Origin of the sequence: Bradyrhizobium sp. AZCC 1610 (assembly GCF_036924515.1) — a bacterium.
Lineage (GTDB): Bacteria > Pseudomonadota > Alphaproteobacteria > Rhizobiales > Xanthobacteraceae > Bradyrhizobium.
In genome coordinates, this window is sequence record NZ_JAZHRR010000001.1 from 283,042 (window position 1) to 309,002 (window position 25,961).

General features: G+C 60.4%; 17 protein-coding genes and 3 pseudogenes. 10 read left to right on the plus strand and 10 right to left on the minus strand.

Annotated features, from left to right (window positions below; genetic code table 11):
• The first annotated feature begins 166 nt into the window (after positions 1-166).
• From V1279_RS01405 to V1279_RS01420, 4 genes are all read left to right on the plus strand, one after another.
• Entirely contained in the window at positions 167-1,957 is a 1,791-nt protein-coding gene (locus V1279_RS01405) for a peptide ABC transporter substrate-binding protein (protein ID WP_334431798.1), read from the plus strand.
• Between the two features lie 313 nt (positions 1,958-2,270).
• A complete protein-coding gene (locus tag V1279_RS01410; protein WP_334431799.1) occupies positions 2,271-3,170 on the plus strand; it encodes an adenylate/guanylate cyclase domain-containing protein in 900 nt (299 codons plus the stop codon).
• 348 nt (positions 3,171-3,518) lie between these two features.
• On the plus strand, positions 3,519-4,007 hold the full coding sequence (locus V1279_RS01415) for a hypothetical protein (RefSeq protein WP_334431800.1): 489 nt from the start codon (positions 3,519-3,521) through the stop codon (positions 4,005-4,007).
• A 150-nt stretch (positions 4,008-4,157) separates the two neighbouring features.
• Positions 4,158-5,021 carry a hypothetical protein gene (locus tag V1279_RS01420; protein ID WP_334431801.1) on the plus strand — a complete coding sequence of 288 codons (864 nt, stop codon included), beginning with the start codon at positions 4,158-4,160 and terminating at the stop codon, positions 5,019-5,021.
• 137 nt (positions 5,022-5,158) lie between these two features.
• Here V1279_RS01420 and V1279_RS01425 read toward each other — a convergent pair whose 3' ends face one another.
• The 5 genes and pseudogenes from V1279_RS01425 to V1279_RS01445 all read right to left on the minus strand — a co-directional run bounded on the left by V1279_RS01425 (position 5,159) and on the right by V1279_RS01445 (position 10,396).
• Complete coding sequence (locus V1279_RS01425) at positions 5,159-6,304, minus strand: mandelate racemase/muconate lactonizing enzyme family protein (RefSeq protein ID WP_334431802.1); 1,146 nt, start codon at positions 6,302-6,304, stop codon at positions 5,159-5,161.
• 33 nt (positions 6,305-6,337) lie between these two features.
• Positions 6,338-7,483: a Bug family tripartite tricarboxylate transporter substrate binding protein gene (locus tag V1279_RS01430; RefSeq protein ID WP_334431803.1), complete on the minus strand. Its 1,146-nt coding sequence runs from the start codon at positions 7,481-7,483 to the stop codon at positions 6,338-6,340.
• A 1-nt stretch (position 7,484) separates the two neighbouring features.
• Positions 7,485-8,627: pseudogene (locus V1279_RS01435) on the minus strand (lipase family protein); the annotation flags it as partial.
• A 103-nt stretch (positions 8,628-8,730) separates the two neighbouring features.
• Positions 8,731-9,714 carry a Bug family tripartite tricarboxylate transporter substrate binding protein gene (locus V1279_RS01440; protein ID WP_334431805.1) on the minus strand — a complete coding sequence of 328 codons (984 nt, stop codon included), beginning with the start codon at positions 9,712-9,714 and terminating at the stop codon, positions 8,731-8,733.
• The gene (locus tag V1279_RS01445) at positions 9,680-10,396 is read right to left on the minus strand and encodes an HD domain-containing protein (RefSeq protein ID WP_334431806.1); all 717 of its coding nucleotides are present in this window, start codon (positions 10,394-10,396) and stop codon (positions 9,680-9,682) included. The genes V1279_RS01440 and V1279_RS01445 overlap by 35 nt, the downstream gene beginning before the upstream one ends.
• A gap of 94 nt (positions 10,397-10,490) precedes the next feature.
• Between V1279_RS01445 and V1279_RS01450 the strand changes: the two genes are divergently transcribed.
• On the plus strand, positions 10,491-11,387 hold the full coding sequence (locus V1279_RS01450; protein WP_334431808.1) for a LysR substrate-binding domain-containing protein: 897 nt from the start codon (positions 10,491-10,493) through the stop codon (positions 11,385-11,387).
• A gap of 977 nt (positions 11,388-12,364) precedes the next feature.
• Here V1279_RS01450 and V1279_RS01455 read toward each other — a convergent pair.
• From V1279_RS01455 to V1279_RS01465, 3 genes are all read right to left on the minus strand, one after another.
• A complete protein-coding gene (locus V1279_RS01455) occupies positions 12,365-13,219 on the minus strand; it encodes a sugar phosphate isomerase/epimerase family protein (RefSeq protein WP_334431810.1) in 855 nt (284 codons plus the stop codon).
• 3 nt (positions 13,220-13,222) lie between these two features.
• Positions 13,223-14,578, minus strand: coding sequence for an MFS transporter (locus V1279_RS01460; protein WP_334431811.1), 1,356 nt, complete (start codon positions 14,576-14,578; stop codon positions 13,223-13,225).
• A 103-nt stretch (positions 14,579-14,681) separates the two neighbouring features.
• Entirely contained in the window at positions 14,682-15,551 is an 870-nt protein-coding gene (locus V1279_RS01465; protein ID WP_334431813.1) for a phytanoyl-CoA dioxygenase family protein, read from the minus strand.
• 111 nt (positions 15,552-15,662) lie between these two features.
• Between V1279_RS01465 and V1279_RS01470 the strand changes: the two genes are divergently transcribed.
• Both V1279_RS01470 and V1279_RS01475 read left to right on the plus strand, forming a co-directional pair.
• Positions 15,663-16,661 (plus strand): LacI family DNA-binding transcriptional regulator, encoded by a 999-nt coding sequence (locus V1279_RS01470; protein ID WP_334431814.1) that lies wholly within the window; start codon positions 15,663-15,665, stop codon positions 16,659-16,661.
• Positions 16,662-17,217: 556 nt separating this feature from the next.
• On the plus strand, positions 17,218-20,322 hold the full coding sequence (locus V1279_RS01475; protein ID WP_334431815.1) for a helicase-related protein: 3,105 nt from the start codon (positions 17,218-17,220) through the stop codon (positions 20,320-20,322).
• Positions 20,323-20,333: 11 nt separating this feature from the next.
• Here V1279_RS01475 and V1279_RS01480 read toward each other — a convergent pair.
• Positions 20,334-20,794 (minus strand): annotated as a pseudogene (locus tag V1279_RS01480) (DinB/UmuC family translesion DNA polymerase).
• A gap of 324 nt (positions 20,795-21,118) precedes the next feature.
• Positions 21,119-21,343 (minus strand): annotated as a pseudogene (locus V1279_RS01485) (tyrosine-type recombinase/integrase); the annotation flags it as partial.
• Between the two features lie 215 nt (positions 21,344-21,558).
• Here V1279_RS01485 and V1279_RS01490 point away from each other — a divergent pair.
• The 3 genes from V1279_RS01490 to V1279_RS01500 all read left to right on the plus strand — a co-directional run bounded on the left by V1279_RS01490 (position 21,559) and on the right by V1279_RS01500 (position 25,771).
• Positions 21,559-22,056 carry an RNA polymerase sigma factor gene (locus V1279_RS01490; RefSeq protein WP_334431816.1) on the plus strand — a complete coding sequence of 166 codons (498 nt, stop codon included), beginning with the start codon at positions 21,559-21,561 and terminating at the stop codon, positions 22,054-22,056.
• Positions 22,057-22,158: 102 nt separating this feature from the next.
• Positions 22,159-23,121 (plus strand): FecR family protein, encoded by a 963-nt coding sequence (locus V1279_RS01495; protein ID WP_334431817.1) that lies wholly within the window; start codon positions 22,159-22,161, stop codon positions 23,119-23,121.
• Between the two features lie 211 nt (positions 23,122-23,332).
• Positions 23,333-25,771 (plus strand): TonB-dependent receptor, encoded by a 2,439-nt coding sequence (locus V1279_RS01500; RefSeq protein ID WP_334431818.1) that lies wholly within the window; start codon positions 23,333-23,335, stop codon positions 25,769-25,771.
• Positions 25,772-25,961: the final 190 nt, after the last annotated feature.

Sequence of the window (25,961 nt, forward strand, 5' to 3'; positions counted from 1 at the left end):
ACTGCCACCGCAATTCCCATGGCCGGCTGACGCCGCGTCACCTTGCCTCAGTTGGGCTTGGCATGACGGGATGGCCCGTATCCTGCTTTGACAGGTTCGCGCTGACCTGATCCATTTCCCTGATCGAGAGTGACGAGCCATTCAGCACAGTTAAGGAGTCGGCCCCATGAAAGAACCGGAACTTCGAGGCCTGATTGCAGACGTCAAGACCGGCCGGTTGTCGCGGCGGGCCTTTGTCCAGCGAATGATCGCCGTGGGCCTTTCGGCGCCGATGGCCGGGATGATGCTGAGCCAGTCCGGGGTCGCGATGGCGGCGACCGCGCTTCCCTACAAGCCGACCAAGGCCGGCGGCGGCGGCGTGCTGAAACTGATGTATTGGCAGGCCATCACCCTGCTCAATCCCCATTTCGCCGTCGGCACCAAGGATCAGGAAGGCTCCCGGATCTTTTACGAGCCGCTGGCGGGATGGGATGGCGACGGCAATCTGGTTCCGATCCTCGCTGCCGAGATTCCGAGCAAGGAGAATGACGGATTGGCCGAGGACGGCCGCTCGGTGGTCTGGAAGCTGAAACGCGGCGTCAAATGGCATGACGGCATGCCGTTCACGGCCGATGATGTCGTCTTCACCTGGGAGTATGCCAAAACGCCGGAGACAGCGGCAGTCTCGATCGGCAACTACAAGGACATCACGGTCGAGAAGATCGACGACTTCACCGTCCGCCTCACTTTTGCCAAGCCGACACCGTTCTGGGCCGATGCCTTTGTCGGCAACTACGGCATGATCATCCCAAAACACCTGTTCAAGGATTATGTCGGCGCCAAGTCGCGCGAGGCGCCGCACAATCTGAAGCCGGTCGGCACCGGCGCTTATATGTTCGTGGATTTCAAGCCGGGCGACATGCTCCGCGCCAAGATCAATCCCAACTACCACGTCGCCAACCGGCCGCATTTCGATGAGGTGGAGGTCAAGGGCGGCGGCGACGCCGTGTCGGCGGCGCGCGCGGTGCTGCAGTCCGGCGAATACGACTATGCCTGGAACATGCTGATCGAAGAGGACATCCTGCTGAAGCTGGAAGCCGCCGGAAAGGGCAGGGTCAACATTACGCCGTCAGGCAATGTCGAATTCATGTCGCTCAACTCGACCGATCCCGCGGTCGAGGTCGACGGCGAGCGCGCCAGCATAAAGACCAAACATCCGCTGTTCAGCGATCCGGCCGTGCGCCAGGCCATCAATCTTCTGATCGATCGCGCGTCGATCGAGAAATTCATCTATGGCCGCACGGCGCGGGCCACCGCGAACTTCCTCAACAACCCGGAACGCTTCCGGTCGAAGAACACCAAATTCGAATTCAACATCGAGAAGGCCAACCAGATCCTCGAGGCCGCCGGTTGGAAAAAGGGCGGCGACGGCATTCGCGCCAAGGACGGCAAGCCGCTGAAGTTCGTGTTCCAGACCTCGATCAATGCGCCGAGGCAGAAGACCCAGGCCATCGTCAAGCAGGCGTGCCAGAAGGCGGGCATCGACGTCGAACTGAAGTCGGTGGTGGGATCGGTGTTCTTCTCCTCCGATATCGCCAATCCCGACACCTACACGCATTTCTATTGCGACGCGCAGATGTACAACACCACCATGCCGCAGGCCGATCCGCAGTTCTTCATGAACCAGTATGTGTCGTGGCAGGTGGCGAACAAGGAAAACAAGTGGCAGGGGCGCAATGTCTCGCGCTGGCAAAGCAAGGAATATGACGAGACCTACAAGCAGGCCGAACGGGAGCTCGACGCGGTGAAGCGCGCGGCGCTGTTCATCAAGCTCAACGACCTCGTCGTGACAGACAATTACATCCAGCCCATCGTCTCGCGGACCCGGGTCGCGGCGCTCGGCAACAAGCTGACCGCGCATATCTCGGGCTGGGACAACGATCTGTGGCAGCTCGCGAGCTGGTATCGGGAGGCGTGAGACCGGGCTTTCTGAGCTTTCAAATAGCAGCGAGTAAAGGAATAAGAAGCGCCCTGAAGCGGTCCTCCGCAGGCGTCCAACTCTAGCGGTTACGCGCTTCCGTCGCTGCGGTCGGAGCAGACGCTGTTGGCCGACAACCTCCAAACAGGGGTAATCGCCAACTTCTGTGACCGACGTCACGCGGTGTGACGAACTCAAATGGTCTATATTTGCTAGTCGCGAATCGCGCCGTAAATGTCCAGACTCGCGGCGAGTGAGAGAGACGATGCAAAGTGGTCAGCCACCTGACGCGAGGATACTGAGCTATGTCCGAATGGACTTCGTGTGGGATATCGTTTCTCTGGACGAAGCAACCCGCACGGTTCGCGCTATCGCGAAGCTCGATCCTCGCCGATATGAAACCATTCGCAAAGATGATGGGCTGTACTACAGGGATAAGTATCTCGATTTTTTCATTTCAGAAAAGTGCTTAGAGGAGTCCATGGCGGGCGCGGCCGGCTTACCGATGTATTCTGACCCGCCCACAATAGAGAGCGCCATAAATTACACGGAGGATCGTCGGACGGCGATTGAAACACAGTTGCAGTCCGGCATTTTCGTCGCACCCAACTCAAAGCCGGATCGGCACCGCCAACTCGCGGCGCAAGAATCGAACAAGGATATGACCTTTGTCTCGGTCGACATTTGTGGCTCGACAAAACTGAGGGCAAGGGGTGCAAGTACCTATGACCGTGCCCATGCGGTTTTCTTTCAAGAGTTGGGGGCAGTGGTTGGCCAGTTTCATGGCACGATCCTGACTTCTACGGGAGATGGATTTATCGCTTATATTGATTCGCAATCGGTAAATGTTCAGTCCGACAACGCCCTTGATATGGGCCTTACATTCCTAGCCGTGCTTGAAGGTGCGGTGAACCCTGCACTCGAAGCCGAGGGATTGCCTAGCCTCTCGATCCGAGTGGGAGCAGATCACGGCGTTGCCGTCGTGTCCGAACTGAGCGTGCCATCCACTGGCTTCTCCGAGAAGGTGATGAAAAGTGATGGCCTCAATCGGTGCGCAAAAATTCAGGGCAAGGCAAAGGCAGGGCAGTTTTTGATTGGGCGGGAGCTTTATGAGCGCGTTCACGTTCAATGGCTCGAACGATGCGCGGAGGTTAGTGTTGATCTTGCTGGCGCCTTCGGGTTCGAAAACTATGAAATATATTCGGTAGCTTGAAAAGACGGTTGCCGTAGCGATCTCCCGTTCTACTCTACAGAATTACGGTGAAGTGTACTTAATTCGCAGCATTACGGTGACGGTTGGCTGGTAGAGGCAAGCGGCTGTGACGTCCCTAGAGCTGAAAGCTTACCTCGAAAAGACATTCAAGGATTCTGTTCGAATCGTTGGCGAGAACGCATCAGGCCATTTTCCAGTATCTGGAGTTTTTTGGGGCGGACGGACGGCTTCTATTTTGGACCAAGAAGCGTAATCAGCAGTCTTAAGGTTAGTCTGCACGCCAATAACCACCGAGGCTACGTCGGCTTCGATCGTAACTATTTCCGGCGAAAGCAGGCTGAAGGAAGATTGCAACTGTCATCAAAGACGATGTTTGAATGGGAGCTGCCGAGGTCCAACACCGGCGAAGCCATCCAGATCGCGTCGCTCACAGTGCCCTCTCAGTTTATGGCACGCGAGGCTCATCCATACGTTTCGCAGAAAAAGGTAATTGTGTTCGGTATCGGACCGAACTGTGCTCTCCAGATACTGATTTTTCTCTCGAACAGCGGTGAAGATATTCCAGTACGTTTGTTTCTGGAGATTGGGCAGCCGGTGTTTGAAACCAATATTGATAATTGGTTCAAGGTTTCGGTCGTCGCGCGGAGCGTAACTTTCGACCCGTCGATCTTACCCAGGATGGATCAAATTAACCGATCACCGTTCCAGCAACTTCTTCCGGCTGAAGCATTGGCTAGTCAATCAAGCCCAAGCAACATGCTGTTGTGGAACGAACCCAAGGACCGCGCGGCTTTGGAGATTATCGACGTCGGCGGGATTGCTGTCACGAGGGGGTGAAGCGGTTAGAGAGCTGCGGCCCCCTGGCGGGCGGTTTCTCTGTTTTGTGGAGTGGTAGTCTTCCCGATTGACTGCAGGCAAGAGTTGCCGGACTAATCTTTGGGTCCGGGGTGAACCAGCCAACTTCCGGGATATCGAGGCAGATCAGAGATGGCGGTAATTGGTACGTCAAGCAGCGGTATCGTTAGATACGCGCCGGTCGGCCGTTGCATCTATTGTGGCCGTGATGGCAGTGCAAACGAACTTGGCGATGAACACATCGTTCCCTTCGCTTTACAAGGCCAGGCCGTCTTGCCCAAATCCAGCTGCAAAGACTGCGCCGATATTACCTCCGCCTTCGAGGGGCGTTGTGCCCACGCAATGTATCGCTCCTTGCGCGTCACGCAAAATATACAAACCCGAAGACCGACGAAGCGTCCGAAAACTTTGCCTATGCGTTCATCAACTGGTCAGATCGTGGAGATGCCCCTTCAGGGCGTTATCACCACCATACCGACAGTGCAGTTCCGACCGCCCGGTTACTTCAAAGATCCTCTCATCAAGGAAACGAATTGGACAGGCGCCACGCTGGGAGTTCAGACCGGTTCACCACGAAATATACAACTATGGCAGGACTACTCTGCACCTGATTTTTCAGTCGAGCAGGGCTTTGATTTAGATTCTCTCGCACGGATGATGGCGAAGATCGCTCATGCAACTTGTGCCGGAACGTTCGGTTTAGATTGGTTTACGCCTTGGTTGCCGCCTTACATTTTGGGTGCAGATGCCGCTCTTTCTTATGTCGTCGGCGGCGCCGAGGGACCCCTTGAACCTAAAAACACCCTTCATGAAATCCGATATGACGTGACAACGGTCGGCGGCATTTTGCTAGTCACGTGCACTATCCGGCTATTCGCACAGTTCGGCGGGCCGCATACCAAAGTCATTGTCGGGCAAACAACGGAAGAATGCGTCCAATCTTTCAACCGTAAATCTGCCAATGTTGCTCCACCTGAGAGTGGGGCCACGCAATAGAACGCAGCCTTGCGCTGGGCAAGGTGGAATGGAGAATACGTGTCGAGTTGGAGCGGTAGAATTCAAGCCGCAGCTGCGAAGGATGGTGCCCCTAGAGAGCGCCAAAAGCTACGAAATTCTGCGAGGTCGCGCACCTCCTAAAGATGCTCTGACCAACAGCCCGTGATCCACGGCTCAAACTGTTCGGGCCGAAGGTCCAGCCCCGTCCCGGGACCGTCCGGTACGGCGAGCATGCCGTGTCGATCAACGGATGGCGTGCCGCTGAGGCGCAGCAGCGGGTTGTCCATCATGTCGTACTCCACAAATGGATACGCGGCGCAGGCTCCGCCCCGGCGTCGTTCAAGCACAGCCGACATTTGAAGCGAGGCCTGGAAGTTCACGGCAGTGCCAAACACGTGGGGCATGATGGGCAGATCATACGCTTGCGCGAGCGCCCAAATTTGGCGGAAGCCGCTGTAACCTCCGCATATCGAAAGGTCGGGTTGAAGAATATCGAAGGTACCTGCGGCAAGAAAATCACGAAAGGCGCGCACGCTTCCGAGTGCCTCTCCGCCCGCCGTTGCGACCCTGGTGGCGCGCGCAAATGATTGATAGCCCGGGATGTCCTCCGGCTGAACCGGCTCTTCAATCCAGAGTAGGTCGGCATCTTCCATGAATTTTGCCGCGCGGATGGCGGCGGCTGCCGTATAGCCCTGGTTGATGTCGACCATGATGCCGATGTTAGGACCGACCTGCCTGCGAAGCGCGTTTGCCATGATGCCATCGGCTCTCGGTTCGACACCGCCCCGGGGTTTGATGGCTTTGAAGTTCAAAGTAAGATAATGGTCGACCTCGCGCTGATATTCCCTGTAGGGATCGGGCTGCATTCGCACGAACGGTCCACTTGCGTAAGCAAACACCTCGTTGCGCAGCGCCCCGCCCAACAGCGCCGCTACGCTGATTCCATGCATTTGCGCGGCAAGGTCATGCAAGGCGATGTCGATGGCCGATATCGCCATCATTGCTGCACCGCGCCGATCATACCCGACGGAAGCGCACATCGATTGAAAGTGGCGGCCATACTCGGCGGGCGACATGCCCAGGACGAGGCCGGCCAACCGGGCGCGGATAAAGGCGCCGGCGGCGTGCGGGGAATTGCCTGCCTCGCCCCAGCCGGAGAGGCCGCTATCCGTGCATATCTGGACAAGCAACGCATCCCGCTTCCGGAACAGGCCGATTGCGTTTCCCATCGGCTCGGCTAGCGGGAAGCTAAGATTGAAGCCACGGATTTCGGTAATTTTCATGACAGCTCACTGGGTGCAGGTGAGGGGCGGAGGTCAGCCCGGCTGAATATTCCCCTTCTCGACGATGCGGGTCCATTTTGCGACTTCGTCATCGATGCGCGCCGCAAACTCCGACGGCGGACTGCCAACAGAAACAAAACCAAGCTCCGTCACTTTGGACCGGAGTGGCTCGCTCCTGAATGCCTTGCCGGCGACGTCGCCAAGCTTGTGGATGATGGGAGGCGGCAGCGCCGCCGGGCCGACCATGCCAAAGATCGGTATGGCGTCGACGGCCGGCAAACCGGCCTCTGCCATTGTGGGTACGTCGGGCAACTGTGCGACGCGGTCGCCTCCCGTCACTGCCAGCGCGCGAACCAGGCCCTGACGTACCTGCTGTGCAATCGCTGCGACAGTGCCGAACGTCATTTGTACCTGGCCGCCAATCAGATCGGTGATGGCCGGCCCGCCTCCGCGATACGGCACATGAAGAATGTCGATCTCCGCGGCTTGTCGTAGTTGTTCTCCGGCCAGATGAATCGCGGTTCCGAGCCCGGCCGAGGCGAAGTTGATCTTGCCGGGCTGAGCTTTGGCGAGGGCGACAAATTCCTGCAGGCTATTGGCGGCTACAGAAGGATGCACGACAAGAACGAGAGGCGAGGTTGCCAGGAGCGATATCGGCGCAAAGTCCTTCTTGGTATTGTAAGGAAGCTTCGTGCGAAAGAGGCCGGGATTGATGACAAACGCGCTATCGACAACGCCGATGGTCTCGCCTTCAGCAGAGGCGGCCGCGATTGCCTGCGTACCGACCATGCTAGCGCCGCCGCCGCGATTATCGACGATGAAGGGCTGGCCCAGCGCACGCTCCAATTCCGGTGCAATCAGCCGCGCAATGATGTCGGAGGCGCCACCCGCGGCATACGGAACGATGATCTTTACAGGTCGTTGCGGGTAAGTCTGCGCTTCGGCTCGCCGCAGCAACGGCGAAACAGAAAGCGCAGCCGCCAGTCCCGAGCCGACAATGTTTCTTCGCGTCAATGAGCGCATTGTTCTTCTCCGTGGCCGGGCATCAATCGTTGAACTTGAAACCGGGTGAGGGCTCTCCCGGCGATCCCGGATCGGAAATCGAATCGCAATTGGACTGGATCGGGCTTCCAGCCAGGGCGGCCTGAACGAATGCAAGTTCGTCGGAGTAGGCTGCATGGACCGTTCCGTTGTGGGTCACGCCGGCATAGGTCTTCCAAACCACATTGCTGTTGGCGGCGCAGAGTGCTGCAACCGCAGCATATTGGCGTTGCGGCGGTATCAGCTTGTCGGCCAGACCTGTAGCGAGAAAGACCGGCACCGGCATGCGAACCGGACTCATTTCTATGACAGCGCCTAGACGATCTGCGATCTCTGGATCTTTCAGGCTGTTCGCTATGGTCAGACCGTTGCTGCGAACGATTTGTCCAAGCTCTGCAGTACATCCCTCTCGGGCCGCCTGCAGCAACGGCTTCCCCATTTCAGTGACGAGGTCGTCCGGTTTTATGGTGTCGTCGCCGAGAGCACCTGCGACCATCATGAGAATGGTGTATTGCGGCGGAGATGAACGCGCCAAAGTCTGTTCGCTTGAAGCCTTCTTGGTCGCGTCGGGAAACCGGGAAACGATGCCGGTCGCGATCGATGCCTTGATATTGAGGTCGGGAGCATAGGAAGGCGCGAGACGTGTTGCGCCGAGCGAGGCGCCGGAGCCCTGCGACTGACCGGTGATGATGACGGCATTGGCGATCTGCCCTTTCGAATGATCGAGCGCCGCTCTTGCCGCATCGAGCACAGAACGTCCTTCTGCTTCCCAATTGAGATAGGGATGCGGACCGGGGCCGCCGAGACCCTGATAGTCGGTCGCGACGACAGCAAAGCCTTGTTCAAGCCAGTTGTTGATGTAGGCGCCGTCGCGGGGCCGATGCCTGCCCCAGGATGGGGCGCACCTGTCCGAGACGCCGAGCGTGCCGTGCGCCCACGCGACAAGCGGCCATCCGCCTTGCGGCGCGGTTCGCTTCGGAAGATAGAGCGTGCCGCTGACCGCAATGATGCCGGACCGCCATCTTGCATCTGTCGACGTGTAGAGGATTCTTCTGGCTGTGGCGGCCGCAACGATCTCGGGCTGATCTTGTATCCCCTCTTCGCGCAGCATGAGGCCTGGCTTCTCGGGCAAGGCGCCGGTCCAGCGGTAGAACGGCGACAAGTCCTGGTCACCAACGCTGGGCCCCTGGGGCAGTGAGTTGGCTGCGGCGTACGATGCGCCCGGATGAGGCGAGGCGCAGAGAGCGAGTGCCATGACGCCGATCCTTGCGAGTGTTTTCATTGCCTGCTTCCTCCTTTTGGCGCAGCTCGTGAGGCTGCACTCCTTTTGTGCGTCGTCGCGTTGCTCGCTGCGGCGCCAACCCTGTCACACTGTCGATTGGGAGCTATTCCACCTGTAGTCCGATCCGGCGGACGACATCTCCCCACTTGTCCGATTCCGTCTTGAGCAGCGCAGCGGCTTGAGCCGGGCTCGTCGCCCGCGGGTCGAGACCGACCTTGGCGAACTGGCCGACCGCGTCGGGCTCCTGCAGCACGGCATTAAGTGCGCTGTTGATCTTGGCGACGACGCCGTCCGGCATGGCTGCCGGCCCATAGAGCGCGAACCATGTCTCGACCTGATAGTTGGGCAAGCCTGCCTCCGCCGAACTCGGCACGTCCGGCAGTAGCGGCGTACGGTGCCGCGACGGGACAACCAGCGGCCGCAATTTCCCATCGGCGATGTAGGGCGCCGAGTTGCTGACGGCGTCGACCATCACCTGCAGCCGTCCGCCGAGCACGTCAGTCAGCGCCGGTCCATTGCCGCTATAGGGAACGTGCAGCATCTCGAACCCTGCCATGTTCTTTAGCAGCTCGCCGGCGAGATGGAGAATGACGCCGGTCGCGGAACCGTAAGCGAGCTTGGTCGGGTTCGCCTTGCCGTAGGCGATGAGTTCCTGCAGGTTGTTGGCGGGCACGCCCGGATTGACCGAGACCACCAGAGGTCCGGTGCCGATCAGCCCCAGCGAAGTGAAGTCGTTGGTTCCGTCATAGGGCGCGAGCTTGCGCAGATGCGGGTTCACCGCATGGGTGGATACGCCGCCGAGCAGCAGCGTGTAGCCGTCGGATGCTGACTTCGCGACGAATTGCGATCCAACAATCGCGCCCGCGCCCGGCCGGTTCTCGATGACGATCGGCTGCCCTAGCCGGTCGCGCATGCGCTCCGCGATGAAGCGCGCGACAACGTCGCTGCTCCCGCCGGCTGCATAGGGCACGATCAGCTTGATGATGCGGTTGGGGTAATCGCTCTGTGCGCGGGCCAGCCACGGGGTCGCGAGTGCGCCGAGCAGGCCAAGGCTAGCTCGCCGCGTCAGCCCTTTCGCCGTTGTCATCCTGTCCCTCCCGGTTCTTCGCCGTTCGCAAGCCGCGCGGCGTTATTTTTCGGCTTTCGAGCATGCCCGCCGTTTCCGCCCTTAGCAGGCCGAAACCGCCCGCAATCGACCACCACATGTGGTCGGCGCGATGGACGATCAGGCATTCAAGGCTGCGCTGCATCAGGTCGCCTTCGTAGGAATGGCCGAGCGCGATGTGCGCGATCTCCTCGGGCAAACCCACCGCGATGCAGACGTGGGCACCGTAGACCGGATGGCGGAGCGCGGGCGAGCCGGCCTGCGATCTGTCCGCTTCCCATCGCTTGCGGTTGGCGGGATCGAACTCCCAGGCCTTGCCGACATCGTGCAGCAACGCGCCCGCCAGCACGATGTCGCGGTCAACAGTGGCTTCGGGGAATTCCTGCGCAAACTCGTCTGCGATCGCCATCGCGATCCGGGCTACGCTGCGCAGATGTACCGCCTGGCTGCCGCGCTTCAGCGCGAAGACGCCGGGCGTCGCCTCTCCCGGAATGGCAGTGATGCGCGGAAAATCCGTTTCCGCCAGCGCATAGGCCCAGGCTTCGATCGCCTTGCGGCGCAGTTCGTCGTCACGAATCTGCGCAAGCTCCGGGAGATCCTCGAGCACCGTTGCGCGCAGCGTGTCGGTGACGGGACGGGGTCGGCGTCGGTCGAGGAAATGCATGGGCAACCATCATTCGGATCACCGGGATATTGCCGTCGCCCGCAACATAGTTTCAAATGCCGATTTGGTCATATTTCATGCTCTGAGGTTATATATGGCGATCAGCGTGCGGGAGATGGATGTGTTCCGATGCGTGATGCAATCGGGCTCTGTGACGAACGCGGCCGTCGCCTTGAACATTTCCCAACCGGCGGTCAGCCGCATGCTGCAGCAGGCGGAGGAACGTCTCGGTTTCAGGTTGTTCGAGCGCGAGAAGAAACGGCTGAAGCCGACGTCCGAGGCGCATACGCTTTTCGCGGAAGTCGTGAACGTGTTCGCGGCGATCGAGCACACCCAGCGGCTGGCGGTCGAGCTTCGCGACGGCCAGGCGGGGCTCCTGACGGTCGCGACCGTGACCGGGTTCGGTCACACCATTGTGCCGCAAGCGGTCCAGCGCTTCCGCGCCGAGCGGCCGGACGTCTCTGTTGTTATTCAAACGCTGACGGGGCCGGAGGTCGTCACCCGTGTCGCCCAGGGGCGCGCCGATCTTGGCCTGACCGTCGGCCCGATCGGGCATCCGTCCCTCGACAGCACCATTCTCTGCACGACCGAACTCGGCTGCGTGCTGCCAGCCGGTCACCGGCTTGCGGTCAAGGCTGCCCTGAGCGCGCTCGATCTGGCGGACGAGCCGGTGATCTGTCCGGGCCCGCATTTGTCGATCGGAGCCGCGATTGTGATTGCCTTTGCCGAGGCCAATTTTCGCCTGCGCATCGCCGTTGAGGCCTCGCAGTCGAATATCGCCTGCGAATTGGTGCGTGCCGGCGCCGGGATCGCGATCCTGGACGGCCTCGGCTTGCTCAGTGCGCGAGCCCATGATCTCGTCACGCGTCCATTCACACCGAGCCTGCAAAGCGTCGCGCGCCTGCTGAAGGGCACAAAGCGGCCGGCTTCACGCCTGGTGGAAGAGTTTACCAGCGTCGTTCAGAGGGTGACAGCCGAGAGCGGCTTGTAACGAAGCAGAATCTCATCTGGATGACGGAAGTGATTGGATCGCAATCTCAATCTCAATCACAGAAGCTTTCGCAGTCTTGCTCTGAGTGCCGCGCCAGCGAGGCTACAACTGCGAACCAAAGCTAAATTCTCCAACCTTCGGTTCGCGGTAGGCGCGATAACAAATCCGGGTTTGGAACCAGCGAACGGTGCGGTCGAACTCAAAGGTACCTGCTTTTTGAACCAAACCGTCACCGCTGCGAGAACTGTTCTCGTTGAGAGTGCCGCAACGAAATCGCAACGAATTGGGTGAAACGACCGTGAACAAAACGGGACGGAACGATCGCCAGATCAAGAAAGATCAATAACTTAGAAGGTGCGCACTGCGTTCGGGACGCAGCTGCTCTGCCGCGAAGTCGATGGATGATGTTCCTGCTCGTTCGCCGCGCAGGGCGCGCGGCCGTTCCGCTGATCGAGCAATTTTCGCCTATCTCATCGTGTCCAGAAGTGCACGTCGTACGCTCTCGCGGCACGTAGATGCCTTTCGGGGTAAGGGCCGTTCGGCGCCCTGGAGTTGCGCGCGGGCGCGCGAGCGCTTGGAAGACTTGGAGGCCCAAGCGTGCTTCCGCTGCCGGAATGCTCTCCGATGCTCATCGGTGAGTGCGATTTCACCGATACATAAAAGTCATTTGTGCCTTCCTTGGTTGCGAAAGCATCAAAGCACCAGATTGCATCTGAGAATACGTTGCCGGCGCTGCGAGATATCATGCTCACGATCGGATGAGGGGAGGTTGATCCTCTTGCGCGCAGCAAACTTGGCCCTTCAGGGCGCCGTATCGAGGTATGCCTTCGCCGACCGGCCTGCGATCCTGACGCCAACTTGAGTTAGCTTCCCGATGCGCAGGCTGTTCACTACTCCCGACGAGTTCAACGGATATATCGGATTCGCCGAAGTGTTCAAGCATCAGGCGCGTTTCGCGACCAGATTCGTCCCGGCTGTTATCGTGGACGCGCATCCTCTTCCGCAATCCGTTGCCACAGCGCTCTGATCATATCCTTCATTCGCAGCGCGTCTTGCCAGCGATCCGATAATTCCGCGCCGTCTGGTCCAGTGATGGCATAGGGCGGCGGGCCGAGTTCGCACAGGAAGGTCAGCACCGCATCGGGGCCCGCGCGTTTGCGCCAGGAGCGGATGGCGTATTCCCACCAGCCCATGAACAGATCGACCCAACCCTGATGCTGCGGAAAACCCAGAGAGATCTGCACCTGCTCGCGGCTGGCGATCCGTCCGTGGACGCCCCAACTATGATCGAGAATGCGATGGATCATCGCGTGGTTGACCTCGGCCACCGGCCAGGCGAATTCGCGCCCCACCAGATAATGCGAGACGTCAGCGGTCAGCCGCAGGTCGGGAAAGCAATCGAGCAGTTGCAGCGTGAAAAACAGGTCCGTCGTCATGCGGTCGCGATGGGTTTCCACATGCACCGCCACACCGGCTTCATCACCCAGCCGCCGCCACCCCTCGAGCAGGGGAATACAGGCTTCCAGCCGCTGCGGCCGCACGTCCGGCTGCAGGTTGACATGGTCGGCGCCGAGTCGCGCGACTAGGTCCAGCGCCGGTTTCAGGTCGTCGACGCAGGTCGGGTAGCACTGGGCCTGCCAGATCATCCCGTGCGCGCGCAGGAAGTCAGTGACTTCCTGCGCAAACACCGGATCGATGAACCGGACGCCGGCGCCGTCGAAGCCGGCGTCGCGGATCATCGCGAGCTGGGTTTGCAGCGGCCACTCCGCTTTATCCGCCCGCCGCCGCTCCATCGCCCAGAGCGACTGCAGGATCCGGAGTTGCTGCGCCATCGGCTACGTGGCGTGCTGCGGGACGGCGGCCGTCGCGTGCATCCGGCCGTCCGAGGTATTGTCGACGGTGATGCTCTCCTCGTAGGTTTCGGGACCGCTCCAGATCGCGAGTGCGGTGAGGCCGGCCAGAAGTGCTGCGTAACATGCGACCGGCCACCAGCTTCCGGACCACGCCACCAGCGCCGCGGCAACGAACGGCGCCGGTCCGCCGGCCAATAGCGAGCCCAGTTCGCGGGCGAAGGCGAATCCGGCAAAACGCCGCTGCGGCGGGAACAGTTCGGCGAAGTACGCCGCCTGCGGACCGAACATCGCCGCCGTCACTACCGCGCGTGCGCCGATGAAGGCGACCGCGATCCAGATCCACTCCTTGGTGCCGACCAGCCAGAAGAAGGGGAACGCCCACGCGATACCGGCGAGCGCGCCGAACAAATAGACCGGACGCCGCCCAATACGATCGGAAAGCGAGGCGAAGCCGACAATGGTGAAGAGCTCGACGACGAAGGCCAGCATCAAGGCGCTCAGCGCATCGGATCTGGGCACGCCGAGCGTGGTAATGACATAGCTGAGACCAAACACCGGGAACAGATAGCCGAGACCGTTTTCGGCCAGCCGCGCTCCAAGCACGACAAAGAAATTTCGCGGATGCCGCTTCAATGCTTCCATCGCCGGGTTGCGCTCGACCTTGCCGCGCGCCACCACCGCTTCGGTAAAGACAGGCGTTTCCGTGATGCGGAGGCGAACGTAGATGCCGACCATGATCAGCAGGAAGCTCGCCAGGAACGGAATACGCCATCCCCACGACATCAGGTCTTCGCGCGGCAAGAGGGTCACCAGCGCGAACGCGCCGGCCGCCAGCAGATTGCCGACGGAGACGCCGAGCGGCGCAAAGCTACCCCAGAAACCGCGGTGCTTCGGGGGCGCGTTTTCCACCAGGAAGATCACCGCGCCTCCGTATTCGGCGCCGGCGCCCAATCCCTGTACGACGCGCATCGCGACCAGCAGCGTCGGCGCCCAAAAACCGATCTGGGCATAGGTCGGGAGCAGGCCGATCAATGTGGTGCCGACGCCGATCATGAGCAGCGTCGCCACCAAAACGGGTTTACGCCCGTAACGGTCGCCCATGATGCCGAACAGGATGCCGCCGAGCGGCCGCACCACAAAGCCGACCCCGAAGGTCAGGAACGCCAGCAGCGTGCCGACCACCGGGTCGCTTTTGGGAAAGAACAGTTCCCCGAACACCAGCGCCGCGGCGGTGCCATACAGGAAGAAGTCATACCATTCGAGCGCGGACCCAATGCTGGCCGCTAGGATCACGCGCAAACGCGAACGGCTGGCGCTATCGGCTGTCATCTCCGTCATCGTTTTCCCCGTTTTGATTTTTTGTCATTGATCTGGATTTGTGGTGTTCGCTTTGGCTGTGGGTCGTTCGCGCCCGTGCATCGCACGGGCGCATTCGCAAAAATCAGGCGGCGCGAGTGAAGTAGGATTTCTTCGCGGCCGACTGGGTTTCGTAGATCGATCCCTGCCGCTTGGCTGGTGGCAGCGGCAGCCGCACGGGAGCGTCGATCATCCGCGGCGCAATGACGGGATCGCCTGACAGCAGCCGGCTGTTGAATTCGTCGAAGTCCTTCACACCCATCAGCGGCCAGGCGTCGCTGGCGGCGACTTCGTACAGCAGCAGATTGCGCGGCCGGTCCGAGGTGTTCATGGCCGATCCATGCAACGCCCGAACGTGGTGAAACGACATGCTGCCGGCCTTGCCCATGCAGGGTACTGCGCGTTCGATTTCTTCCTTGATGGTATCGGGGTCGATCAGGCCGGCGAAGCAACCGTCCTCGCCGTGATGACTCCAGACCTCGCGGTTATGCGTGCCCGGCGTGACCAGCATCGGCCCGTTGGCGAGGTCGCAATCGTCCAGCAGCACGCCGATCGCGAGCACGTCGTCATTGGTGTGCGGATAGAAGGCCCAGTCCTGATGCCACTCGACCGGCGAGCCGTATTGCGCCGACTTCATGTTGAGTTTTGAGCCGTGCAGCCGCAGGCCCGGACCGAGCAGCTTTTTCAGGATATCGAGCACGGGTTCGCTGCGCACGATCTCGTCGAACAGTTTGTGCACCTTGTGCGGCGTCTTGATACGGCGGACCCGCGGGTTTTCCGCGGTGTGGCCCGGTTCCAGATCGTAGACGTCGGTGTGTTCGAGGGTTTTGGCCGATCCCGCGACCAGCTCCGCGATCACCGAACGCACCTGGGAAAGCGTGGCCGCCCCCAGAACCTCAGGCACCACGATCACGCCATCGCGTTGATAGGCCTGCACATCTTTCTCTGAGATCATCTGGCTTCATTCCTCTATGTTTACGTTGTCATATCAAATGTTAACGTTGTCATTTGCCGTATTCAAGCCGAATCGTGCATTCCTGACCTGCATTCGCTAATGTGCGCCGAGATGAGCATCGCCAGCCCCGAAGAGCCCCATTCCGCCCCGACCCTGTCGGCCGTGGCCAAACTGGCCGGCGTATCGTCGATTACCGTGAGCCGCGTGGTGCGCCTGCCAGCTCTGGTGGCGCCGGAAACAAGGGGCCGGGTCGAAGCCGCGATGCGGGAACTCGGCTATGTGCCGAACCAGCTCGCCGTCGCGCTGGCCAGGGCCCGCACCCGTTCGATCGGTGTGCTGGTGCCGACGATCGCCAATTCGATCTTCGCCGATACGGTGCAGGGCCTGTCCGACGAATTGGAGCCGCTCGGCTACGCCGTGATCCTGGCACAGTCGCGCTACGACGACGCGCGTGAAGATCATATGCTCTCGGCGTTGCTGTCGCGGCGCCCCGAGGCGATCATCATGGTGGGCTCTCCCGCTACGGAAGACGGAGCGCGGTTGCTGCGGCGCGCGGGAATTCCCGTCGCGGAGACATGGGATCTTCCGGCGGCACCGATCGACGCTGTCGCCGGTTTCAACAATTACGAAACCGGCGTCGCGGTGGCACGACATCTCCTCGAGCAAGGCCGCAACAGTCTCGCCTTCATCGGCGGCGACGATCCGCGCGCCACCCGGCGCTGGAATGGATTCAACGACACGGCGCGGGCGCTTGGCGCCAAAGCGCCGCGGCGGCTGGTCCTGGACCGCAACGCCTCCGGCAGTGTCGTCGCGCTTGCAGAGCTGCCCGGTGTCGACGCCGTGTTTGCAGCGAACGATGCGCATGCCATCGGCTTCATGTCCGGTCTGCGAAAGGCGGGCCTCTTGTGTAACGGCCCGGCGGCGGAGCAACCGGTCGCGGTCATCGGCCTCGGCGATCTCGAAATGGGCCGTCTGATCGCGCCAAGTCTCTCCACCATCCGCGTGAACGGCGATGCGATCGGGCGCACTGCTGCAAAATTGATCCTGGCGCGGGAAGGGCCGCGTCATATCGATCTCGGATTTGAACTCGTCCTTCGCGATAGCGGTTAAGCCCTCGAACGGCCCGGCTACGCCACTTGGCGACACTGGCCAGCCGCAACCATAGCTTCGGTCCTAGGCATGATGGCCGTTGCGTCGCAGAATTGCGCGAACAGGTTTGCGCCGCGGTGAACGATCTCGGACCTGGCATCTTATCTATGCGGAGGTTCGTTATGTTGCCAAAGAGGCCACGCGAACTCAGAGAGTCTCAGCAGCAGGATCGGAAACGCGAACCGAAACGCACCGATGCCGGTGCTGAGGACCGCGATCTGTCGGTCGGAGAAGGGCGGACGATCGAGACGCCTCCGCTCCCAAGCGATGTTTCACGGGACGATTAGATTGGAAACGTGCGTCTGCGACCAAATTCGCATATGTACGCAGCCCTAGGCGTAGCTCCCACATCAGAGCGGGCCTAATCGAAACAACTCTCGCCATCAGCCTGAGCTGGTCGCGAATCAACAACGGGTTCAATGTGGGCCGTTCTAACAAAGCGCGCGTTGCCAGCAAGGCAACGAAGCGAAAGGCTTCTTCATCGCGGACTGCGATCTCTTCTTCATCGCCGCTAGGCATGGTGGCCCTCCATCTGCTCGCACAGTGGAGGAAGTCGGGTCGCAAAGGCGTCGTCTTTCTTGCTGAAAACGAGAATAGGGCCGAGCGGCTGGGTGCCGTCATTCATGCCCTCGCGCCTTCGTGCGATGTGCTTGTTTTTCCAAGACTGAATACGCTGCCGTTCGATCAGCTGGAGCCGTCGCACGAAATCGCGGGTAGACGAAGCTCGGTCTTGAGGCGCCTTGCCAAGCCTGAGAAGCCGATCCTGCTCGTATCCACGGCAGAGGCCGTGATGGAGCGCCTTCCCACAGCGGCGAGTTGGTCCCGGGTCATCCTCCGTTTGAAAGTCGGTGCCACGTTCTCGGAACAATATCTCCGGGCGCGGCTTGAGGCCCTCGGATATGACCTTGATGACGAGGCGGACTATCCCGGCGGCGCGCTGTTTCACGGGAAGACATTCGAGATTTTTCCCGCCGGCGCGCTCGGTCCGTTCAGAGTAGAGCATTCCGGCGGGGTGATACGTCGGATCGTGGCGTTCGACCCGATAGAACATGACATCGTTTTTGAGACGAAAGAACTTCTCATCGACCCGATGTCGGAGCGGCTGGCGTTCGGGAACATACGCGGAAAGCGCTCGAACCTATTCGACTATTGTGGTCAAGCCAAGTGGATCGCGGATGCCGGCGTTTCAGCGCACGCTGATAGCTGGCTCAGCACGATCGAGGAGGCGGCGGGTCGCACGGACAGGGACCGAGAATACCTCGGGAGACGCGAATGGAAGCAGGCGACCAGGCGTATGAACGTGCTGTCGCAAAAGGCTCCTTTCGCTTCCACACCGGACTTTTCGCAGGTTGCATCGCCCAGGAAGGCGCTTCGTGCGTTCGTCGACGATACGCGGCGCGCCGGTTCGCGACTGGTTTTCGTCGCAGCGCATGAGGACGACCTGCGCGTGCTGGAACGGATGAGCGGCGTGAAGGCGGAGCACTTTACGGATTGGAACGAGGCGACTGCCGGACGCAACCGTGAGGCGGCGCTTCTGGCCGACTTCGATAGGGGTTTTGTCGTGCCTGGCCGGAAACCTCTCGTCGTTGTGACGGCTTCCGATGTGCTCGGCAGCAGGGCTCATCATCCGCAGCCCCTGGCTAGAAGCTGGAGTGCGGCTTTCGATCACGCAGATGTGCCGGAGCAAGGGACAGCGGTTGTTCATTTGCAGCGAGGGCTGGCCTTGCTCGACGGCTTGCAGACCGTGGCAACGGGGGGCGGGTCGTCGCGCGAATTGATCAGGCTCGTATTTGCGGGAGACGATGCTGTTCTCGTTCCGCCCGCCGACCTTGCCTTGATCTGGCCATACGCGTCGGAGCGCGGCGAACTCACCCTCGACAAAGCGGATGGAAGTACATGGTGGAGCCGGCGTACTGAGGCGGAGCGCGAAATTCAAATCGCCGGCAAGCAGCTCGCCAAACACATCAGCCAGCGGCGCCGCCGGCGGGCTCCGAAGCTTGTACCTCCTGGTCCCATCTATGAGAGGTTCGTCGCGCGTTTTCCGTATTTCACGACAGTCGACCAAGCGAGGGCCGTTGGGGACGTTTTGGATGATCTTGCGTCGGGCCACCCCATGGACAGGATCATTTGCGGCGACGTCGGATTCGGCAAAACCGAGGTGGCGTTGCGAGCCACGGCCGCCGTCGTATTGTCAGGGAAGCAGGTGGCGATAGCGGTGCCGACGACCGTCCTGGCAAGACAGCATGTCGCGACTTTCCGCAAACGCTTCGCTCCGTTTGGCATCGAAGTGGGGAGTTTGTCGCGAACCGGTTCGGGCGCAGAGACAAGAGAGGTGAAGGAGGGGCTGAGGAGCGGCAAACTGAAGGTCGTAGTCGGAACGCAGGCCCTCACCTCGAAGGACTTGAAGTTCGCCGGCCTCGGCCTTGTCGTCATCGATGAGGAACAGCATTTTGGGGCGACGGAGAAGGCGAGACTTTCCGGGCTGGCCAAGAGTATTCATGCCCTTTGGATGAGCGCCACGCCGATTCCGCGGACTCTCGCGGGCGGTCTTGCTGGCTTCAGGGATCTTAGCGTCATCGCCTCTCCGCCCATTCATCGGCTCCCGGTCGTCACAAAGGTCGCTCCTCTTTCGGATGCTGCTATTGCCTCCGCATTGCTGCGCGAACAAAGGCGGCACGGGCAAAGCTTCTTGATCTGTCCGCGAATTCAGGACCTTGATCCGATGCTGGCGCGCGTTCAATCGGTGGCCCCGGATCTCCGCATCGTCTGTCTGCATGGCAAGTTGCCCGCCGACGACATAGATGACCGAATGATGAGCTTCGTCGAAGGCGCGGCGGACGTGCTGCTGGCGACCAACATCGTGGAGAGCGGCCTCGATATCCCACGTGCAAACACGATCGTGGTCTGTTGGCCCGAAAAGTTCGGTCTTGCGCAACTTCATCAGCTCAGAGGAAGGGTGGGCCGCAGCGGGATACGGGCGTTTGCGCATTTGCTGACCGATTCGGGCTCGGAGCGATCTGAGAAACGGTTGGCCGTTTTGGAGGAGTTTAACAGACCCGGCGCGGGTTTCGCGATCAGTGCGCGGGATCTGGACCTCAGGGGAGCGGGGGATGTGCTTTCAGAGCGGCAGTCGGGCCATGTGCAGGTGTTCGGGCCGGTGCTCTACAGCCACCTTCTGAAATTGGCCTCGGAGAAAGCCGACGACAGAACAGCCGACCTGTGGGTGCCTGACCTGAATCTGCCGGTAGGGGACATGTTGCCCGCAGGCTACGTGCAATCGGAGGCGGTGCGGCTGGAAATCTACGGCCGCGTCGCCAGATGCCGAAGCGAAGATGAACTGGACGATATCGAGGAGGAGACCTCTCGTCGCTTCGGCAGATTGCCTTCGTCGGCCCGCGATTTCTTTGCCGCAGCAAGGCTCAGGATCGACTGCAGGCGAAGGGGGATCATAAGACTTGATGTCGGCCCGGATGCCGTGGCCGCGACATTCCTGCCGGGACGACTTCGGAAATCCAGGGCGCGATCCCTGCAACGCGATGGCGATCGGGTTGTCTACATCAGCCAAGGACGCGAGGGATCGCTTAGGACGGTCGAAGAGTTCCTCGACCTTCTGGATGAGTAATCGCGGCGCTGCTATTCAACTGAAATGAGAGACAACCGATCCTCGTCTCCGGCTCGGGCCCTGAATCCGGAAACGGAGATTCCGAGCAATCGCATCGTCTTCTTTGGGGGCATCAGATGCTTCGGCAGGTCGAGGGCAAGGCTCGAAAGATCGCTCGCAGTGGCGATGACAGCGCCCGACCTGTTGCGGGTGATCAATTCGAAATCGGAGAACCTTACCTTGAGCGTCGGCCTCGCGCGCCCTTGGCCTCGCAGTGGCGCCAAACTTTATGGATGAGCGGCTGTAGTTCCGCTGCCAGAGCCTCGTAGTCCGCCAAGTCCTGTGAGAAGGTGTTCTCGGCGCCGACGAACTTCCGAATTCGGTGAGCTCTAACTGGGCGTCCGTCGATGCCGCGCGAGATCCAGTAACAGTAGCTACCCGAGTAGGCTCGGGGGTTCGAGTCGCTCCAGTAACTCTTGATCGGCGTCGGGATCGCGGCGGCAGCGGGTGAGGGTAGGCCACGGCGGAGCGATTTTCGTCAACCGTGCCAAAGCGAAGTGCCCCTATTATGCCCCGGCTCTTTTGGGGCACACCTCCAGGGAATCGATTCTCTAAGTCGTTGATTATGAAGGCTTGATGGTGGACGCACAAGGGATCGAACCTTGGACCTCTCCCGTGTGAAAAGCCGCCGCATCATCGCAACGGCTTCCGGTAACGCTCTTGGAAAGATCAGGCGGCAAGTTTGGTGCGGATCTCGTCAGCGTGATTACCGGCGCCATCAGACGAATGAATTCGATCAAGACCGCAGGATGATCCCTTACGCGCGTTTTCCCATCGGCACCACGTTTCCATCACTCCGCAGCACCAGGGACACGACTGCCGCCCTTGCGAGGTCTTCCAAGGCGGTCGCAATGTATTTCGCGTAGTGCTGCTCGATCATTTTGACTGAGGTGTTGTGCAGTTTGGCGACCTGTTGGATGGGCAAGCCCTTTCGGAGACCGCGCACGATGCTCGAGTGCCGCAAAGCATAGGGAATCGCGTCGCAAAAATGCAACGCTCACAAAATGTCTCAGGATTCCAGCGCTATAAGAAGGGAGGTCGTCCAGCGTCGATCGGATTCAATTGCCAAATGACTCCAACTTAGAAGCGGTCTAAATATCTGAGATTGCAAGGGAATTATCGCTCCCATATAGAGTGACTCTGCGGTTGCAAGCAGGAAGGCGCTCCAACGCATCCTTGCGGCCGAGGGCGTGTTCCGTGGCGTTCGATGTCCAAGACCTGTTTCGGCGGCATAGCCAGGAGCTGAAACGCTTCCTGCGGCGGCGCGGTCATAGCGCCGAGACGGCCGCCGACATCACCCAGGACACCTTCCTGCGGGTACTGGCGTCGCCGCCGGCCGAGGTTTGCTCCAACCACAATCCCAAGGCCTATCTGTATCAAGTCTCGCGCAATCTCAGCGTCAACCACCACCGCCGTGAAAGCCTGATCCAGACCACCGACCTTGATGACGCCGCCAAGGTCGCCGATCCGGCGCCGTCGGCCGAGAGCGTCGTCTATTCGCGTCAGTGCCTGGCGCAGACACGGCAGGCACTTGCCGAGTTGCCCGAGCGCACGCGCATGGCCTTCGAGATGCACCGGCTCGGTGAGCGCACCATCCAGGAAGTGGCGGGGGAGTTGAACCTGTCGACCGGACGGACCTGGGGGCTGATCCGGGAGGCCTACCGGCATCTCTTGACGCGGGTCGACGATCTCTGAGCTTTTTTTCAGCTCTGGTGTGAAATTCGCCGCTGCTCGCCTGTATTAGAAGGGCAGGCGCGATTCTCCGACCTATGGTTGCGGCCTGTCGAAGGAATACGAATGAGCGAGGCGAGGCCAGACCAGGATCGGCTGACGGACGAGGCTATCGATCTCGTCATTCGGCTGCAGAATGACCCCGAAAACCTGGTCGCGATCGAGATGGTGCGGGCTTGGCGGGCACGCGGCCCCGAGCACGAACGCATCTGGGCGCGTGTCGCGAAAGTCCACGGCGCCGCCGGCAAAATCCTAACGGACCGTCGCAGGGCCAAACGCCGCGAAAGCCTGGGGCTGACGCGGCGAAACTTTGTGATAGGCGGCGCGATCGGCCTCGGTGCGATCGGCACCGGCTATTCGCTCCTTCCGGATATCCTGATCCGCAGCCGCGCGGATCACATCACCGGCAAGGGCGAGATCCGCCGCGTCTCCCTCCCTGACGGAAGCGTGGCGACGCTCGGACCGGACAGCGCGATCGCGGTCGATTTTGCGGCACAGCGTCGCCGCATTGAGTTACTGGCAGGCATGTCCTTCTTCGACGTTGCGTCAGAGCCACAGCGCCCGTTCTCCGTGCAGATGGCCGAGCTGACGGCGACGGCGTTGGGAACGGCTTTCGACGTTTCCAACGATGCCGGCATGCTCAGCGTCGTGGTGGATCACGGCGTTGTCGAGACGCGAGCGCCCAGTTCGCCGCTCGCGACAGGGGCGAGGCTTCAGGCCGGCGAATGGGTGACGTTCGATCGTTCGACACATGCTGTCGAGCGTGGCTCGCGCGAGGCGAGCCAGATCGCTTCATGGCGCGACAATTTCATCATCGCCGAGAAGGAGGCGGTGTCGGCGCTGGTTGCCCGTATCGGCCGCTGGATTCCGGGCCGCATCGTGATGGCTGACCCGTTCATCGGTGCACAGCGGGTGAGCGGCATCTTTGATTTGAACGATCCTAAACGCGCGCTGGAAGCTGTTGTTCATCCAGCAGGTGCACGCGTCCGCCAAGTCTCCACCTTCCTTACCGTCATTTCCCCTCTCTAAGACCATCATATCCCCTCTCTAAAAAAGTTTCGCCAAAAAGTGAAAATTCCGAAGCCCCAATTGTATCAGCCATAAGGGCTGGCCCGACCAACATGTTCAGGCACCGCAGGCCCCCCAACGAGAAACTTGGAGTGGCTTTAACATGGGGCGCGGGGCTCGAATGTTCGCTGACAGGACCAGAAGAAGCAGGCCGCTAATCGCGGCGCTGATGATGACGACGGCGATCGTCGGCAGTGTCGTCGCAGTCACGGGCGCCGCCTTCGCGCAGAGCGCAGCGCAGCCATCGTTTAGCGTTCCGGCGGGCCCGCTCAATCGCGCGCTGACGACCTTCGGCCGACAGGCTGGCTTGCAAGTCACCTATCTCGCGAGCATCGCGGCCGGCATGAGCTCGCCCGGTGTGTCCGGCCCGCTGTCGCGCGAGCAGGCGCTCGCGCGAATCCTGCAAGGCACTGGGCTCACCTACAGTTTTACGAACCCGACAACGGTCACGATCTCGCAGCCGAGTGCGGCTGGTAGCGCTGGCGCGCTGCCGGCCGGCGCGATTCCGCTCGACACGATCGATGTGCAAGGCGCAAACCCCAATTCAACGATGACGCCGATGGCGCCCTATGCGGGAGGGCAGGTGGCGACCGGCGGGCAGGTCGGCATGCTCGGCAACCGCAGTGTGATGAACACCCCCTTCAGCCTCACCAGTTACACGAGCAAGCTCATCAAGGATCAGCAGGCGCGGACTGTTCAGGATGTATTGAACAATGATCCCTCTGTTGTAGCGAGCTCTTCGAGCGGTACCCCCCACGATTATCAAGTCATCCGGGGATTTGGGGGTTACGGAATCGACGGAACCCGCACCCTCAATGGTTTGGCGGGTATGGCACCCCTGTTTTTCCCGTCGTCCGACTACATTGAACGCGTGGAGATTCTAAAAGGCCCAAGCGCACTCCTGAACGGTATGACGCTTGCGTCCGCAGCGGTCACCGGCGCTATTGGTGGCTCGGTCAATCTAGTCACGAAGCGCGCAACGGATGAACCGATCACGCAGCTGACTACGCGCTATGTGTCGAACTCCCAAATTGGTACACATCTTGACGCCGGCCGTCGTTTCGGAGCTAGCAACGAGTTCGGTATCCGATTCAACGGATCTATCGACGGCGGTCATACGCCAATCGATACACAACACTCGAAACTCGGTACCGCGGCGCTCAACCTCGACTATTCCGGCGAACGTGTCCGACTGTCGGCAGACTTTGCACATCAATCCCAAAAGCTGGATCCGAATGGGGTATATATCCAGGCCCGGTCTGTCGCCGGCTCGCTATCATCCTTTCCCCGCGCACCAAGCTCGACAGTGAGCCTCGTTCCTCCCGGGTCGGAATATAAAACCAAATCAACCGTGGGCATGATACGAGGCGAAGTCGATATACTTGAGAACGTCACAGCCTATGCCGCCATAGGTAAGCAGATTTCAGAAGCCGACTTGAATGGCTACGAAAAGGTCCGGCTGCTCGACGGCACCGGCCGATACAGTATCGCGCGAGAGATACAACACTATTCGCGGGACATCCTATCTATGCAAGGCGGCATTCGGGCCAAAGCGAATACTGGCCCAGTGGATCACGCTTTGAGCCTTAACCTGTCTCGGTCAGAGCTTACGTACAAACGCGCAGAGTCCGAAGGATCCGCTTCGATAATAGAGTCGATGTATAATCCTGTATTTCCGTTCCTGTCCTCTGTTGCTGATCCCGGCGATCCCAAGAAGAGCTCCCAGACGACGGCGTCCAGCATTGGCTTTGCAGACACCTTATCTATATTCGATGAGCGTATGCAGTTTTTGGCCGGAATTCGCTATCAGGAAGTGGGTATCAAAGACTTCAATAGGACAACAGGACTGCTATCCTCGAAATACGAGGCCAATGCCTGGACTCCTGCGTTTGGGCTGGTCGTTAAGCCGTGGGAAAACGTTTCGCTCTATGCCAACTATATCGAGGATCTGAGAGCAGGAACCATCGTCGGCACGACGTACGCGAATGTTGGCGAGGTATTCCCGCCGTACGTCAGCAAGCAGTACGAGGCCGGTGTCAAAGTCGACTGGGGTCAGGTGACGACGACGTTGGCTGTATTCCAGATCGCCAAGGCCGCTTCAATTTCGATAGACGATCCCGCGGGCGGGAAACCAACATTGGAGCAGAACGGAGAAGAGCGCAATCGCGGCATCGAACTGAACGCCTATGGCGAACTCATGCCCGGCGTTCGCCTGTTGGGCGGGCTCACCCTGCTCGACGCCCGCCTGACCAAGACCGAAGGCGGTACTCTCGACGGCAAGAGGAACGATACCGCTCCGAAATTCCGCACGGTGATTGGAGCGGAATGGGACACGCCCTTCATGGAAGGGCTGACGCTCACCGGCCGGCTAACCCATACCGGTGATGCGGTTGTGTCAACCTCCTCCGGCGTCACTATTCCATCATGGACCACACTAGACCTTGGCGCACGCTATACCTTCAATTCTCCGTGGAACGAGAAGCCGGTCACTGTCCGCTTCAATGTCGATAATGTCTTCGACAAAGACTACTGGGCCGGTACTTATGCGTCTGGCTTCGTGTACCGAGGTCAGCCGCGCACCTATCGCCTCTCAACCACGTTCAATTTCTGAACCATGATCGTGGTGCTAGCATTGACTTTGACCGTTCTAGGCTGTGCGTGCCTCTACCTTGCCAGCCCAAATCAGAAATGGCTGTCGCGGGTTTCACCGCGACGGCCGTTGCTGGCGGCCGGTTGCCTGCTGTTGGTGGCCGGCCTCATCGCATGGATCGCGGCATTTCGTCCGCTGTCGCGGCCTGTTC

Bases quoted from the DNA above. Each gene is read 5' to 3' on its own strand.
- V1279_RS01420 (WP_334431801.1), top strand. From the start codon at position 4,158: ATGGCGGTAATTGGTACGTCAAGCAGCGGTATCGTTAGATACGCGCCG.
- V1279_RS01455 (WP_334431810.1), bottom strand. From the start codon at position 13,219: ATGGCGCAGCAACTCCGGATCCTGCAGTCGCTCTGGGCGATGGAGCGG.
- V1279_RS01430 (WP_334431803.1), bottom strand. From the start codon at position 7,483: ATGCAGCCTACTCCGACGAACTTGCATTCGTTCAGGCCGCCCTGGCTG.
- V1279_RS01475 (WP_334431815.1), top strand. From the start codon at position 17,218: ATGGTGGCCCTCCATCTGCTCGCACAGTGGAGGAAGTCGGGTCGCAAA.
- V1279_RS01410 (WP_334431799.1), top strand. From the start codon at position 2,271: ATGGACTTCGTGTGGGATATCGTTTCTCTGGACGAAGCAACCCGCACG.
- V1279_RS01465 (WP_334431813.1), bottom strand. From the start codon at position 15,551: ATGATCTCAGAGAAAGATGTGCAGGCCTATCAACGCGATGGCGTGATC.
- V1279_RS01495 (WP_334431817.1), top strand. From the start codon at position 22,159: ATGAGCGAGGCGAGGCCAGACCAGGATCGGCTGACGGACGAGGCTATC.
- V1279_RS01500 (WP_334431818.1), top strand. From the start codon at position 23,333: ATGACGACGGCGATCGTCGGCAGTGTCGTCGCAGTCACGGGCGCCGCC.
- V1279_RS01425 (WP_334431802.1), bottom strand. From the start codon at position 6,304: ATGAAAATTACCGAAATCCGTGGCTTCAATCTTAGCTTCCCGCTAGCC.
- V1279_RS01405 (WP_334431798.1), top strand. From the start codon at position 167: ATGAAAGAACCGGAACTTCGAGGCCTGATTGCAGACGTCAAGACCGGC.
- V1279_RS01470 (WP_334431814.1), top strand. From the start codon at position 15,663: ATGAGCATCGCCAGCCCCGAAGAGCCCCATTCCGCCCCGACCCTGTCG.
- V1279_RS01460 (WP_334431811.1), bottom strand. From the start codon at position 14,578: ATGACGGAGATGACAGCCGATAGCGCCAGCCGTTCGCGTTTGCGCGTG.
- V1279_RS01445 (WP_334431806.1), bottom strand. From the start codon at position 10,396: ATGCATTTCCTCGACCGACGCCGACCCCGTCCCGTCACCGACACGCTG.
- V1279_RS01450 (WP_334431808.1), top strand. From the start codon at position 10,491: ATGGCGATCAGCGTGCGGGAGATGGATGTGTTCCGATGCGTGATGCAA.
- V1279_RS01440 (WP_334431805.1), bottom strand. From the start codon at position 9,714: ATGACAACGGCGAAAGGGCTGACGCGGCGAGCTAGCCTTGGCCTGCTC.